The organism is Pseudarthrobacter sp. RHLT1-30-1 (assembly GCF_059383415.1).
The window spans coordinates 1-13,257 of record NZ_JBWZCG010000017.1 but is presented as its reverse complement, the minus strand read 5'-3'; the positions used below and the strand labels follow the sequence as shown (position 1 = coordinate 13,257).

13 protein-coding genes and 1 tRNA gene are annotated in these 13,257 nt (G+C 67.5%); 7 read left to right on the top strand and 7 right to left on the bottom strand.

Translation table 11 applies throughout. The annotated features are described in order from the left end of the window. The first annotated feature begins 13 nt into the window (after positions 1–13). From AC50YM_RS13085 to AC50YM_RS13070, 4 genes are read left to right on the top strand one after another with little or no spacing between them, the layout of a single operon-like run. On the top strand, positions 14–1,990 hold the full coding sequence (locus tag AC50YM_RS13085; protein ID WP_494957384.1) for a glycosyltransferase family 2 protein: 1,977 nt from the start codon (positions 14–16) through the stop codon (positions 1,988–1,990). Then, positions 1,974–2,306: an STAS domain-containing protein gene (locus AC50YM_RS13080; RefSeq protein WP_494957383.1), complete on the top strand. Its 333-nt coding sequence runs from the start codon at positions 1,974–1,976 to the stop codon at positions 2,304–2,306. Before AC50YM_RS13085 ends, AC50YM_RS13080 begins: the two co-directional genes overlap by 17 nt. Continuing rightward, the gene (locus AC50YM_RS13075) at positions 2,299–2,727 is read left to right on the top strand and encodes an ATP-binding protein (RefSeq protein WP_494957382.1); all 429 of its coding nucleotides are present in this window, start codon (positions 2,299–2,301) and stop codon (positions 2,725–2,727) included. Before AC50YM_RS13080 ends, AC50YM_RS13075 begins: the two co-directional genes overlap by 8 nt. Before the next feature lie 24 nt (positions 2,728–2,751). Next, positions 2,752–3,981, top strand: coding sequence for a glycoside hydrolase family 26 protein (locus AC50YM_RS13070; RefSeq protein WP_494957381.1), 1,230 nt, complete (start codon positions 2,752–2,754; stop codon positions 3,979–3,981). A gap of 385 nt (positions 3,982–4,366) precedes the next feature. On the opposite strand, the gene AC50YM_RS13065 is transcribed toward AC50YM_RS13070, so the two are convergent. Continuing rightward, positions 4,367–4,448: transfer RNA gene (locus AC50YM_RS13065), tRNA-Tyr, on the bottom strand. Positions 4,449–4,598: 150 nt separating this feature from the next. Beyond that, the gene (locus AC50YM_RS13060) at positions 4,599–4,853 is read right to left on the bottom strand and encodes a hypothetical protein (protein ID WP_494957380.1); all 255 of its coding nucleotides are present in this window, start codon (positions 4,851–4,853) and stop codon (positions 4,599–4,601) included. A gap of 198 nt (positions 4,854–5,051) precedes the next feature. Between AC50YM_RS13060 and AC50YM_RS13055 the strand changes: the two genes are divergently transcribed. Further along, entirely contained in the window at positions 5,052–5,543 is a 492-nt protein-coding gene (locus tag AC50YM_RS13055) for a YajQ family cyclic di-GMP-binding protein (protein ID WP_494957379.1), read from the top strand. Positions 5,544–6,365: 822 nt separating this feature from the next. Here the strand turns inward: AC50YM_RS13055 and htpX are convergent. Both htpX and AC50YM_RS13045 read right to left on the bottom strand, forming a co-directional pair. After that, complete coding sequence (htpX, locus tag AC50YM_RS13050; protein WP_494957378.1) at positions 6,366–7,235, bottom strand: zinc metalloprotease HtpX; 870 nt, start codon at positions 7,233–7,235, stop codon at positions 6,366–6,368. A 65-nt stretch (positions 7,236–7,300) separates the two neighbouring features. Beyond that, positions 7,301–8,572, bottom strand: a complete 1,272-nt coding sequence (locus AC50YM_RS13045) for an MFS transporter (protein WP_494957377.1) — start codon at positions 8,570–8,572, stop codon at positions 7,301–7,303. 157 nt (positions 8,573–8,729) lie between these two features. On the opposite strand from AC50YM_RS13045, the gene AC50YM_RS13040 reads away from it, so the two are divergent. Then, entirely contained in the window at positions 8,730–9,200 is a 471-nt protein-coding gene (locus AC50YM_RS13040; protein ID WP_494957376.1) for a Fur family transcriptional regulator, read from the top strand. Positions 9,201–9,219: 19 nt separating this feature from the next. Then, on the top strand, positions 9,220–10,731 hold the full coding sequence (locus AC50YM_RS13035) for a catalase (RefSeq protein WP_494957375.1): 1,512 nt from the start codon (positions 9,220–9,222) through the stop codon (positions 10,729–10,731). Positions 10,732–10,797: 66 nt separating this feature from the next. Here AC50YM_RS13035 and AC50YM_RS13030 read toward each other — a convergent pair whose 3' ends face one another. Genes AC50YM_RS13030 through AC50YM_RS13020 form a run of 3 tightly spaced genes read right to left on the bottom strand, consistent with a single transcriptional unit; the run spans position 10,798 to position 13,161 of the window. After that, positions 10,798–11,646 carry an ABC transporter ATP-binding protein gene (locus AC50YM_RS13030; RefSeq protein ID WP_494957374.1) on the bottom strand — a complete coding sequence of 283 codons (849 nt, stop codon included), beginning with the start codon at positions 11,644–11,646 and terminating at the stop codon, positions 10,798–10,800. Beyond that, on the bottom strand, positions 11,636–12,409 hold the full coding sequence (locus AC50YM_RS13025) for an ABC transporter permease (protein ID WP_494957373.1): 774 nt from the start codon (positions 12,407–12,409) through the stop codon (positions 11,636–11,638). The genes AC50YM_RS13030 and AC50YM_RS13025 overlap by 11 nt, the downstream gene beginning before the upstream one ends. After that, positions 12,406–13,161 (bottom strand): ABC transporter permease, encoded by a 756-nt coding sequence (locus AC50YM_RS13020; protein ID WP_494957463.1) that lies wholly within the window; start codon positions 13,159–13,161, stop codon positions 12,406–12,408. The genes AC50YM_RS13025 and AC50YM_RS13020 overlap by 4 nt, the downstream gene beginning before the upstream one ends. Between the last annotated feature and the right edge of the window lie 96 nt (positions 13,162–13,257).

Here is a 13,257-nt window from a genome sequence, read left to right as displayed (position 1 = left end):
AAAGGACTCCCCTGTGACCGCATCGCCCTTCCGGGTCCGCCTCGTCGTCGTCCTGACGGTGCTGACCGGGGTCAACTACGTCGCCTGGCGCTGGCTGGCGTCGCTGAACTGGGACGCGTGGTGGATCGCCGTGCCGCTCGTCGCCGCCGAAACCTACAGCCTGATCGACGTCATGCTCTTCGGGATGACCGCCTGGCGGCTGAAGACCCGCACACCGCCTGCACCGGCTCCCCGGGACGCCACCGTCGACGTCTTCATCACCACGTACAACGAGCCGATGGACCTCGTGCTGGCCACGGCGCTCGCCGCCCAGGCGATCCGGCACCCGCACAGCACCTGGATCCTCGACGACGGCGACCGGCCGGAGTTCCGGGCGATGGCCGCCGCGAACGGCCTGGGCTACGTGACCCGCAGTGCCGAGTGGAGCGGGATGCCCCGGCACGCCAAGGCCGGCAACCTGAACAACGCGCTGATGATGACCGAGGGCGAGTTCCTGCTGATCCTTGACGCGGACCAGGTCCCCGAACCGGACATTCTGGACAAAACCCTGGGCTACTTCAACAACCGGAGAGTCGCCCTCGTCCAGACGCCGCAGTACTTCAACAACGTGCCGGCCGACGATCCCCTCGGCAGCCAGGCACCGTTGTTCTACGGCCCCATCCAGCAGGGAAAAGACGGCTGGAACGCGGCGTTCTTCTGCGGCTCCAACGCCGTCCTCCGGCGGGAGGCCCTGATGCAGCTGGGGCTGGTGGGATACGTCAAGGAAACGGAAAAGAGCATCCGGCGCGCCCTCAGGGCGTCCCAGGCCGCCATCCGTAAGGCACGCAAGGCTGCCGCCAACGAATCCGTCCTCCTGCAGCAAACCCTCGACGAGGTCGAAGCGGCGACCCTCGAGGCCAGCCGCCAGCTCGACGCCGGCGAGTCCCTGAGTGAGATCACCTACCGGGCGCGGCGCCGGGTGGACCGGGCCGTCCAGGCTCTGGTGCTGTCCGACGTCTCCGCTCTCCAGGCCGACCTGGAGGAGATCGCGGCGATGTCGCCGGTGGAAATCGGCGACGCCGGCGTTCCTGTCGTGACCGAGGACGCGGTCCACCGGCTGGCCGCCCGTGACTGGTCGCCGCTCGGGGCGATCGAGTCGGTCCAGGCGGTCCTGGACGCGCTGTCGGTGGAACGGACCGGCGAGGCCCAGCCGGTGATGCCGCTGGCCACCATCTCCGTGACCGAGGACATGGCAACCGCCATGCGGCTGCACGGCATGGGCTGGCAGAGCGTGTACCACCACGAAATCCTGGCCTACGGGCTGGCCCCGGAGGACATCGGCACCATGCTGACCCAGCGGCTCCGCTGGGCCCAGGGCACCATGCAGGTCTTCCTGCGGGAAAACCCCCTGGTCCAGCGGGGACTCAAATGGGGCCAGCGGCTGATGTACTTCGCGACCATGTGGACGTACCTCAGTGGCTTCGCCGCCGTCGTCTACTTCGCCGCACCGATCGTTTACCTGCTCTTCGGAATCCTCCCGGTGACCAGCCTCAGCGCGGACTTCTTCCTCAGATTCATCCCGTTCATGATTGTGAACCAGCTGCTGTTTGCCGTGGCCGGGAAGGGCATTCCGACCTGGCGCGGACAGCAATACAGCCTCGCCCTGTTTCCGACCTGGATCAAAGCCTGTACGACGGCGGCCCGCAACGTCTGGTTCGGCCGTCCTCTCGGCTTCGCCGTCACCCCCAAGGACCGGCAGTCGGGCGGACCGCGGTGGAGCCTGATCCGGCCGCAGATTGCGGTGTCAGTCCTGCTGGTCATGGCGGCGGTGGTTGGGATTGGCCGGCTCGCTGCCGGAATGTCCGAACCGATCGGAACGCTGGTCAACGTAGTCTGGGTGGTGTTTGACCTCGTCGTCATGAGCATCCTGGTCCGGGCCGTTAGGTACCGGGGATTCCAGGCCGTTGATAAAACCTCCACCGAAAGGGCCGCCCGTGGACCTGAGCTATGAAGTGAAAGACAGCTACGCCGAGATCACGGCCGCCGGCCGGCTCAACATGGTTTCGGCACCGAAACTGCGGGAGATGGTTGCCAAAGTTGTCGCTGCGGGGTCCTCGAGGATCGTGATTAACCTTGGCGAGACCGCTTTTATGGACTCGTCCGGCCTCGGCGCCCTCATCGGATGCCTCAAAGCCGCCCGGCAGGCCGGTGGTGACCTTCGGATCGCCGCAGTTCAGCCGCAGGTCCAGATGGTTCTTGGACTGACCAGCATGGACAAGGTCCTGACCTCCTATCCCTCCGCAGCCGAGGCCTTTGGCGATGACTAACGTCCTCGCCCGGCGGACGCTCCGGCAGGCGGCACTGCCGGAAGCAATCGACGCCGTGCACGGCGAGCTGGACGGGCTGTGGAATGACGCCTCCTTTGTTCCGGACCTGGACCGCATGACCTTCGCAACCGCCGTCATCGAAGCTGCCAGCAACGTGGTGCAGCACGCTGTTCCGGAAGCATCAGCCCCGGTGGAACTCGGCGTGGACATCAGTGTGACGTCCATCAGGCTCGAGGCCCGGGTCAGCGCCTTCGGGGCGGCCTGCCCCGACCCCATCGATACTGACCCAGCCATGCCCGACGGCGAGGCTGAGTCCGGGCGCGGGCTCGCCCTCATCCGTGCCCTGGTCACCACGGTGACCTTCAACCGCCAGGACGGGACCAACACCTGGATCCTGTCCAAGTCCCCGCTGCACGAGTAAGCAGCATTCTGCCGAGGAGCCCCGATGAAGCAGCTTAGAAGCCTGGCCTGCGTTCTTGCCCTGGTGGTCGTGGGTTTCTCGGTGGCGGCGGTGCCTGCGCAGGCCGCCACCGCATCCATCAGCCTCAGCCCGGCCAAGGGTCCGGCGGGAACCACCGTGAGCGTCACCGGCACCGGCTTCCCGAAAAAGGGTTCCGGGATCCTCAACGCCGGCACCAACACGGCCGCCTTTAAGGTGAGCGCCTCCGGCTACTTCACCGCCGACGTCGTAATCCCGCTGACTGCCCAACCGGTCCTGGACGTCCAGGCCACGGCGGGGTCGGTCAAGGCTTCTGAGGCCTTCACCGTCGTCCCACCGGCGGCGACGGAACCCGCCCCGCAGGAACCCGTCATCAGCAGCGCCGCGCTTCGGTTCGGCGTCGGCACCCCGGGTGGACCGTCGGCCGCCACCGAACTGGACCAGGCCGCGTCCCTCGCCGGCGAGGCGCCGTCCGTCATTCTGTCCTACCAGGACTTCAACCAGGGCCCGCCCGTCGCCGAACTGGAAGCCGTCCGCAGCCGGGGCGCCACGACCCTGCTGACGTGGGAGCCCTGGGCCTGGGGCGGCGGCACCGAACAGCCCGACTACGCCCTGGACCGCATCACCGCCGGCGACTTCGACCCATACCTGAGGCAGTGGGGTGCGGCCCTGGCGTCCTGGGGACATCCGGTGATGCTGCGCTTCGGGCACGAGATGAACGGCAACTGGTACCCGTGGTCCGAGGGCGTCAACGGCAACGGACCCGGCGACTACGCTGCCGCGTGGCGGCACGTCCACGACGTCGTCGCCGCCACCGGCGCCGGCAACATCACCTGGGTCTGGAACCCCAACGTCCCGTACTGGGGGTCAACGCCGCTCGACGGACTCTACCCGGGCTCCGCTTACGTGGACGCCGTGGCACTGGACGGGTACAACTGGGGCACGTCGGCGGCCTGGAGCAGCTGGATTGCGCCGCCGGAGTTCTTCGGCCCGGGGCTCGCCGAAATGAGACGGCTCGCGCCCGGCAAACCGGTGCTGATTGCCGAGACGTCGTCCGCGGAACAGGGCGGATCCAAGGCGGACTGGAACACGGCACTGATCAGCTATCTTGCAGCGCAGGCCGACGTCACCGCAGTGGTGTGGTTCAACTTCAACAAGGAAACTGACTGGCGGATCAACAGCAGCACCAGCTCCAGCACTGCGCTGGCGGCCGCCCTGGCCGCGCGCCGCAACTGACCGGCCGTCGATCACCAGCTCCAGCGCTGCCCTGGCCGCGCGCCGCGACCGACCGGACGGCGGTCACCAGCTCCAGCGCTGCCCTGGCCGCGCTCCGCAACTGACCGGACGGCGGTCACCAGCGATGACCCTGCACCGCCCCGCGTTTGCCTGCCGGGCCGCCGTCTTCGCCTGCGGCGGCGTTGGCGGATTTCGGCCCCGAATCTGACGCGCAGCAAGTTCCGCTACGCTTCCGGTCGCGCGCTACTCGGATCCGGGGTGCCGCCGTCCGAATCCGCGCCCAGCGTCCGAAACAGGCGCGGAAACCGGTCCTGGCGGATCTCGGATCTGAATCAGGGCAAAGAAAAAGCCTCCGGAACCTGGGTTCCGGAGGCTTTTCCAAGGGTGGCAGATGAGGGATTCGAACCCCCGTAGGCGTTGCCAGCTGATTTACAGTCAGCCCCCTTTGGCCGCTCGGGTAATCTGCCGAACTTCAAAAGAAGATCACTCGCGGCTTCCTTGCTCAGAACGGCCGTTTCCGGTTCGTTCCGCTTCCAGTAACCGCGGGCAAGACAACTTTACAGAACTTATGCCGAAGAATCGAATCGGCGCCTTTTGGCCCCAAAAAGCCCCGAATATCAGGCTTCTCCGCGGATGCGGCCGGCGAGTTTGGACTCGAACCGCGCCGCTTGCTCCTCCGTGATCTGGTTCAGCTGCACGGCGCGGGCCAGATCGGCGTGGACGCCGTCGAGCCTGGACGAGGCATCCGCGGCCGGGCTGAAGATGATCGACGCGGCCAGCGTGGCGGCCGCCACCGTGCCCGCGGCGGTGGCGATACCGCCCGCGGCGGCTGCGGTGGAGCGGATGACATACCGGACGGCCTTGTTCTGCATGAGCTGCGCCTTTCGAACGACTCTTCCAACTCCTGCAACTCTGCCACCCAAAACTTCGTTCCCGCCTTGACTCAGCTTTGAGCGGACTGTGAACGGGACCGTGCCCGCCGGCCTTCACATCGGGGGCATCCGTACTAGGCTGGATTGCAGACACTTAGGCCCCGCACCGGGCAACCCCCAACCATCAGGAGGACAGTCATGGCAGGCGAATCAACGTTCGACGTCGTCAGCAAGGTCGACAAGCAGGAAGTCGCCAATGCGATGAATCAGGCGCAGAAGGAACTGGTCCAGCGTTACGACTTCAAGGGCGTTGGTGCCGAGGTCGATTTCAGCGGTGAGACGATCCTGATGAAGGCCAACTCCGAGGAGCGCGTGCTCGCGGTCCTGGACGTGTTGCAGTCCAAGCTGATCCGCCGCGGCATTTCCCTCAAGTCCCTCGACACGGGCGAGCCGTACCCGTCCGGCAAGGAGTTCCGGCTCGAGGCCACGATCAAGGAGGGCATTGCCCAGGACCTGGCCAAGAAGATCAACAAGCTCATCCGCGACGAGGCCCCCAAGTCCGTCAAGTCGCAGATCCAGGGCGATGAGCTGCGCGTGACCTCCAAGTCCCGCGACGACCTGCAGGAGACCATGAACCTGCTCAAGGGCTTCGACGAGGCCGACCTGCAGTTCGTGAACTTCCGCAGCTAGCAGTTCGTCCGCGGCGCAGGCTTCCTCACGCCGCGCTAACTCCTGACCCTGCACCGAAGGGCTGTCGCGCCGGTACTCGCGCGCTGACAGCCCTTTCGCGCATCGCCGCACCCCGCATCGCCGCACCCTCAACGCAGCACCCGGGCATCTCCTCCAGTGGAGCCCCCGGAACCCCAGATCCAGGTCAACCACTGCGACCGGGCCGCCCTCCGGGGGCACTTTGGCGCGGACACGCCGTCACCTGAACCGTCGTTGTCGAATTCTGGGCTCAAAGTGCCCCCGGAAGGACACAACCCGGCCCTCGGGGACAAACCCCGACACCAAACCACCGGCCGACCCTGCACCATCTACCCACCTCACGCCTCAAGGGGCGGGGATACCCCGGCCCAACATCCTCACGGCAAACGGGGGGCGGGCCGCGTCCCCGGGGGCCAGCCCCGCGGCTCCAGGGGGCGGCCGCGCTCCGGGGGCACTTTGGCGCGGACACGCCGTCACCTGAACCGTCGTTGTCGAATTCTGGGCTCAAAGTGCCCCCGGAAGGACACAACCCGGCCCGCGGGGACAAACCCCGACACCAAACCACCGGCCGACCCTGCACCATCTACCCACCTCACGCCTCAAGGGGCGGGGATACCCCGGCCCAACACCCTCACGGCAAACGGGGGGCGGGCCGCGTCCCCGGGGGCCAGCCCCGCGGCTCCAGGGGGCGGCCGCGCTCCGGGGGCACTTTGGCGCGGACACGCCGGCCGAACGGGCGCCGCCGTCGAACATTGTGCCCAAAGTACCCCAGGAAGGATGCAACCCGGCCGGGAATAACCCCTGCTAGGCCAGCGGGCGGCCGGCCATCCGCTCGAGCCGGCCGATCCGTTCGCTCATCGGCGGGTGGGTGGAGAACATCTTTGCGGCCCCGGCGCCGCGGAACGGGTTCGCGATCATCAGATGCGAGGCGTTGACCAGCCGCTGGTCCGGCGGCAGCGGTGCCAGCTGCACACCCTGCTCGATCTTGCGCAGCGCGGAGGCGAGCGCCAGCGGGTCCCCCGTGAGCTTGGAACCGTCCTCGTAGGCGTCGAACTCCCGGGTGCGGGAGATGGCCATCTGGATCAGCGAGGCGGCAAACGGCGCCAGCAGGGCCATCGCGATCGCAGCGAGCGGGTTGGCGTTGCGCCGGTCCCCGCCGCCGAAGAACAGCAGCATCTGCGCCGCCGAGGTGATCACGCCGGCGACGGCGGCGGCCACCGAGGAGGTCAAGATGTCCCGGTTGTACACGTGCATCAACTCGTGGCCGAGCACGCCGCGGAGTTCCCGGGCATCGAGCAGCCGCAGGATCCCTTCGGTGCAGCACACCGCGGCGTTCTGAGGGTTCCGGCCCGTCGCGAAGGCATTGGGGGCCAACGTCGGCGAGAGGTAGATCCGCGGCATCGGCTGCTGCGCCCGTTCGGAGAGCTCCCGGACAATCTGGTGGAGCTGGGGCGCCTCGGCCGCCGTCACGGGATAGGCCTGCATGGCGCGGATGGCGATTTTGTCACTGTTCCAGTAGCCGTAGGCTGTGGTGGCGACGCCGATCACCGCCATGATCCAGATCGGCGCGGCACTCCGTGTGCTGGAGGCCATCAGTGCGCCGAGGCCCAGCAGCACCGCCCAGAGCACACCGAACAGCGCTGCGGTTTTCAGTCCGTTGTGATGCTGATGCACTTGTCCTCCCGAGTCGTCGCGCTGCCCCAGGTCACCCCTGGGGATCACACCCGAAAAACGTCCGGCTACGGCACCGGGTTCCGCGCGTCGTACTTGAGGAACCCCATCTGCCAGTGCGCCACGGTCCAGGCCACCACAATGCACAGCAGGCCGCCGGCAAGCAGGACCCAGCCCTCACTCAAAATCTTAGTCCCGCCGCCCGCCAGCATGTCCCCCACCCGCGGTCCGCCGGCCACGACCACTATGAACACGCCCTGCAGCCGGCCGCGCAGGTGGTCGGGGGCGGACGCCTGCAGGATGGTGGTGCGGAAGACGGCGCTGACGGAGTCGGCGATTCCGGCCAGGCCGCAGCACAGGGCCGCGGGCAGCAGCCACCACGTCGCGCCGTCGGCTCCGGAGTTCCCAGCGAGCACGACGACGAGGCCGAAGCCCGCGATCGAGGCGCCCCAGCCCATCACGGACCAGACGACGGCCGTGCCCTGCCGCTGCACCGCGCCCAGCGGGCCGGAGAACAGGCCGGCCAGGAAAGCCCCGACGGCGGTGGAAGCGAGCAGGATCCCGACAGTGGTTTCGCCGCCGCCGATCATCACGGCGCCGATCGCGGGCAGCAGGGCCCGGGGCTGGGCGAGGATCATGGCGACGAGGTCGATGATGAACGTCATCCGCAGGTTGGGGCGGCTGCCCAGGAAACGGAAGCCCTCGACGACGGAGCGCAGCCCCGCGGGCCGGGCATGTTCCCCCGGCGGCATGGCGGGCAGCTTCAGCAGCGCCCACAGCGCGAAGGCGAAGGTGGCGACGTCGATGGTGTAGGTCCAGGCGAAGCCGACCGTGGCCACCAGCAGCCCGGCCAGCAGCGGACCGGCGGTCAGGGTGAGCCCGAAGCTGATCATGCTCAGCGCGTTGGCGGCGGGCAGGAGCTCCTTGCGGACCAGTACCGGGATGATGGCGCTGCGGGCCGGCTGGTTGATGGCCTGCGCGCCGCTTTGCACCGCGATGAGGACGTACAGCAGCCAGACGTTCCCCAGCTGCAGCCAGGCCTGCAGGGCGAGGCAGGCGGTGGTCAGCCAGAGCACCGAGGAGGCCAGCAGCGCCACCTTGCGGCGGTCATGGGCATCGGCGATCGACCCGCCGAGCAGGCCGCCGAAGACCAGCGGGACGAGGGCAAAGATGCTCAGCAGTCCCACATACAGGCTGTCCTGGGTGAGCCGGTAAACCTCCAGGCTCACGGCGACGAGGGTCAGCTGGCTGCCCACGGCCGCGACGGCGGATCCCAGCCACAGGCGGCGGAACGCCGGACTCTCGCGCAAGGGCGTGATGTCCGCCAGATATTTCCCCACCGGGACACTCTAGCGGCGCCGGAACGGCCCGCCGGTGACCGCAGCGCCCGACGCGCGCGTGGGCGCACCGGGTCCCGCCGCGTGCCGCCGCGACCCGCGCGGCGTAACAAGGCGCGCCTTATTATGATCGGATCATAATAAGTGCTTGAATGAGGTCATGACGGATTCGACGGGCACTCACGAAGCATGGGCTGCCGCCCTGCGTGCCCACGGCCGCCGGGTGACCAAACAGCGGCTGGCCGTGCTGACCGCCGTCGAGCATCACCCGCATTCCCCCGCCGAGCAGATCCTCACCGCGGCCCGCCAGGACCTTCCCGAGCTGACCGCGCAGTCCGTGTACGTGGTCCTGGGCGACCTGACCGATCTGCAGATGCTGCGCCGCTTCGAGCCCCCGCACTCGCCCGCCCTCTACGAGACCCGGGTGGGCGACAACCACCACCACGCCGTCTGCATCAGCTGCGGCCGGGTCGAGGACGTCGAATGCGCCGTCGGCCACGCACCGTGCCTGACGCCAAGCTGGGACGAGGACAGCAAGCCGATGACCATCCAGATCGCCGACGTGCTGTACCAGGGCATCTGCCAGGACTGCCAGCACACCCAAAAACTTCCCTCCACATCACAAAAATAAGTAACGACAAAGGAGAACGATGACTGCGAACCTTTCCGCGCCCATCACGCATACTGCGACCACCAGCCAGACCGGTGCCCCCGTCGCTTCCGACGAGCACTCGCTGACCACCGGTGCCGACGGAGCCACCGCCCTTCACGACCGGTACCTGGTCGAGAAGCTTGCACAGTTCAACCGCGAGCGGATCCCGGAGCGCATCGTGCACGCCAAGGGCGGCGGCGCTTTCGGTACCTTCACGGTGACCGGCGACGTGTCCCGCTACACCCGCGTGGCTGCCTTCCAGCCGGGCGCCCAGGTCGGCACCGCCATCCGCTTCTCCTCCGTGGCCGGCGAGCAGGGCTCCCCCGACACCTGGCGCGACGTCCGCGGTTTCGCGACCCGTTTCTACACCCCCGAGGGCAACCTGGACATCGTGGGCAACAACACCCCGGTGTTCTTCATCAAGGACGGCATTAAGTTCCCGGACTTCATCCACTCGCAGAAGCGCCTGCCGGGCTCCGGCCTGCGCGACGCCGACATGCAGTGGGACTTCTGGACCCTCTCCCCCGAATCGGCCCACCAGGTCACCTACCTCATGGGCGACCGCGGCCTGCCCCGCTCCTGGCGCGAGATGCACGGCTTCTCCTCGCACACCTACCTCTGGACGAACGCCGAAGGCGCACGCTTCTGGGTCAAGTACCACTTCCGCTCCAACCAGGGCGAGCACAACATCAGCAACGAACAGGCTGAGCAGCTGGCCGGCGCCGACGCCGACTACTACCGCCGCGACCTGTACGAGTCCATCGCCGAGGGCAACTTCCCGAGCTGGGACCTGCACGTCCAGGTCATGCCGTACGAGGACGCCAAGACGTACCGCTTCAACCCGTTCGACCTGACCAAGGTCTGGCCGCACGCGGACTACCCGCTGGTCGAGGTTGGCCGCTTCGAGCTGAACCGCAACCCGGAGAACTTCTACGGCGAGATCGAGCAGATCGCCCTGTCCCCCGCGAACGTCGTTCCGGGACACGACATCTCCCCGGACAAGATGCTGACCGCACGGGTGTTCTCCTACCCGGATGCCCAGCGCTACCGCGTCGGCACCAACTACAACGAGCTGCCGGTCAACCGTCCGATCTCGCCGGTGAACAACTACTCGCAGGACGGCTCGCTGCGCCACGGCTACAAGCCGGCGACCGCCCCGGTCTACGCCCCGAATTCCTTCGGCGGCCCGGTGGCCGACCCGGCCCGCGCGGCTGAAGGCTCCTGGGAGTTCGACGGCGCGCTGGTGCGCTCCGCCGCGACCCTGCACTCCGAGGACAGCGACTTCGGCCAGGCCGGAACGCTGTACCGCGAGGTCTTTACCGACGCCGCCAAGGCCCGCTTCCTGGACACCATCACCGGTGCCGTCAGCGGCGTGCAGAACCCCGCCATCAAAGAACGCGCCATCCAGTACTGGACCAACGTCGACGCCGAACTCGGCGCCAAGCTGCGGGCCAACCTGGGCGCAGCCCCCGCCGTCTCCGCGGCTGAGGCTGCCAACAAGATCGGCTAGTTTCAGACGAACGAAAACACCCCGCCACGGATCATGATCCGTGGCGGGGTGTTTTGTCTGGTGCTGTTACTGCGGTGAGACTGCGGTTTGGCTGTCTGCGGCCGCCGGGCGGTGGCCCTTTTTGGCCAGCTGGATCTGTTCGTAAACGTGGTGGCGCAGTTCGGTGAAGCGCGGCAGGGACCGGGTCTCGAGCTGGTCGCGGTCCTCGGGCAGGTCGATCGTGATGTCTTCCTGGACCACGGTCGGGGAGCTCGAGAGGATGATGACCCGCTCGCCGAGGTACACGGACTCGTCGATGTCGTGCGTGACGAAGAGGACCGTGATGCCCAGCTTCTTCCACACGGTGCGGATCAGGTCCTCCAGGTCGGCCCGGGTCTGGGCGTCGACGGCGGCGAACGGTTCGTCCATCAGCAGGACCTCGGGCTGGTACGCGATGGCGCGCGCAATGGCCACGCGCTGCTGCATGCCGCCGGAGAGCTGCCAGGGGTAGGAGCGCGGGACGTGGGACAGGCCCACGGCCTCCAGCGCCTCGTCCACGAGCTTGTCGCGTTCTGCCTTCGGGACACCCTGGTTTTTCAGCGGCAGCTCGACGTTGTCCCGGACCCGCATCCAGGGGAACAGCGAGCGGCCGTATTCCTGGAATACCACGGCCATCTTCTTCGGCGGGCCGACGACGCGTTTGCCGTCCAGCAGCACTTCGCCCTCGGTCGGGGCCATCAGCCCGGAGATGCACTTGAGCAGCGTGGTCTTGCCGGAGCCCGAGGGTCCGACCAGGCAGGCGAGTTCGCCGGCGCGCAGGTCGAAGGTGAGGTTCCGCACGGCCTCGATGTCGCCGCCGTCGGTCTGGTAGACCTTCTTCAGCCCGCGGACGGAGAGCATCGCTGCCGGGGCCGCTTGGGTTGGGTCAGGCTGCATTTTCTACCTCTTTCTGGCCGTGGTACCAGCGCAGGATATTCCGCTCGGCCCACTGGAAGATGAATGACATGCCCACACCCAGCAGGCCGAGCACGACGATGCCGGACCACATCTCCGGGATGGAGAACGATCGCTGGAACTGGACGATGGTGAAGCCAAGTCCCGAGGACGAGGCGAACATTTCGGAAATCACCATCAGGATCAGGCCGAGGGACATGGACTGGCGGACGCCGGCCATGATCTGCGGGCTGGCGGACGGGAGCACCAGGTACCGGACCCGGGCCCAGCCGTCGATGCCGTAGGTGTGGGTGGAATCGGAGAGCACCGGATCGACCGCGCGGACGCCCTCGATGGTGTTCAGCAGCACCGGCCAGACACAGCCGGAGATGATCACGGCGACTTTCATCGAGTCGGTGATGCCCATCAGCAGGATCAGCACCGGCACCAGGACCGGCGGCGGGATGGCGCGGAAGAATTCCAGCGTCGGTTCCAGCAGTGACCGGAGCCAACGGACCGATCCGATCAGGACACCGCCGACGACGCCGATCACGATCGCGACGACGACGCCCACCACGAGCCGGCCGACGCTGGGCAGCACATCCGTGAAGAAGCGCTCACTGAACCAGACCTTGCCGAAGGTTTCGACCAGGCCGGCGGGGGTGGGGACGAAGAAGTTGGTTTTCCCGAGGGTGGAGGCCCACCAGATCAGGATCAGCAGCACCGGCAGGCCTACGAGGTAGCCGAGAGTCTTCAGGGATTTCATACGACCACCTCGGAGCGGACCGACGAGTGCCAGCCCAGGGTTTTCTTTTCGATGAAACGCATCAGCATGTTGATCAGCACGCCGATCAGGCCGGTGGCGAGCACCAGGGCGTACATGCCGGAGATGGCGCCGCCGGACTGGGCCAGCGCGATTTCGCGGCCGAGCCCCGGCGAGCCGATCACAAGTTCAGCGGTGATCGCCAGCACCAGCGCCACGGCGCCGGCGAGCCGGACACCGGTCATCAGGTACGGCAGGGCGGTGGGAAAGACGACGTAGCGGATCCGGGCCATCCTGCCCAGGCCGTAGGTCTTGGCCGTATTGTTGGCGACCATGTCGACGTCGGCCACCCCGTAGAGCACCTGGATCAGGATCTGCCAGAAGGAGGCGTACACGATCAGCAGCAGCGAGGACTCGATTTTCACGCCGAACAGCAGCACGGCCAGCGGGATCAGGGCGACCGACGGGATCGGGCGCAGGAATTCGACCGTGGAGTTGCTGGCTTTGCGCAGGAAGGTGCTGGAGCCGATGATGAAGCCCAGCAGCACGGCGGCGACCACGGCGATCAGCAGGCCCAGGAACCAGGCCTTCATCGTCTCGCCCACCGACACCCAGAAGGCCGTGAGCCCGAAGTCGGCCACGAGCGCGGCAATGACCTCGCTGGCGGGCGGCAGGTAACGTGCGTCGATGATGCCGAGCCGGGGAATGAGCTCCCAGGTGAGCAGGAACCCGAGGATCCCGGCGAGGCCGAGCAGTTGTTTGGTTGGTAGCTTGCGGACCTGCCGGCGGGGGGGGGGGGGGGGAGGAGGGGGGAGGGCGGAGGGGGGGGCGGGGGGGTCGGCGCGGAGTCG

Bases quoted from the DNA above. Each gene is read 5' to 3' on its own strand.
- AC50YM_RS13075 (WP_494957382.1), top strand. From the start codon at position 2,299: ATGACTAACGTCCTCGCCCGGCGGACGCTCCGGCAGGCGGCACTGCCG.
- AC50YM_RS13070 (WP_494957381.1), top strand. From the start codon at position 2,752: ATGAAGCAGCTTAGAAGCCTGGCCTGCGTTCTTGCCCTGGTGGTCGTG.
- AC50YM_RS13060 (WP_494957380.1), bottom strand. From the start codon at position 4,853: ATGCAGAACAAGGCCGTCCGGTATGTCATCCGCTCCACCGCAGCCGCC.
- AC50YM_RS13055 (WP_494957379.1), top strand. From the start codon at position 5,052: ATGGCAGGCGAATCAACGTTCGACGTCGTCAGCAAGGTCGACAAGCAG.
- AC50YM_RS13040 (WP_494957376.1), top strand. From the start codon at position 8,730: ATGACGGATTCGACGGGCACTCACGAAGCATGGGCTGCCGCCCTGCGT.
- AC50YM_RS13035 (WP_494957375.1), top strand. From the start codon at position 9,220: ATGACTGCGAACCTTTCCGCGCCCATCACGCATACTGCGACCACCAGC.
- AC50YM_RS13030 (WP_494957374.1), bottom strand. From the start codon at position 11,646: ATGCAGCCTGACCCAACCCAAGCGGCCCCGGCAGCGATGCTCTCCGTC.
- AC50YM_RS13025 (WP_494957373.1), bottom strand. From the start codon at position 12,409: ATGAAATCCCTGAAGACTCTCGGCTACCTCGTAGGCCTGCCGGTGCTG.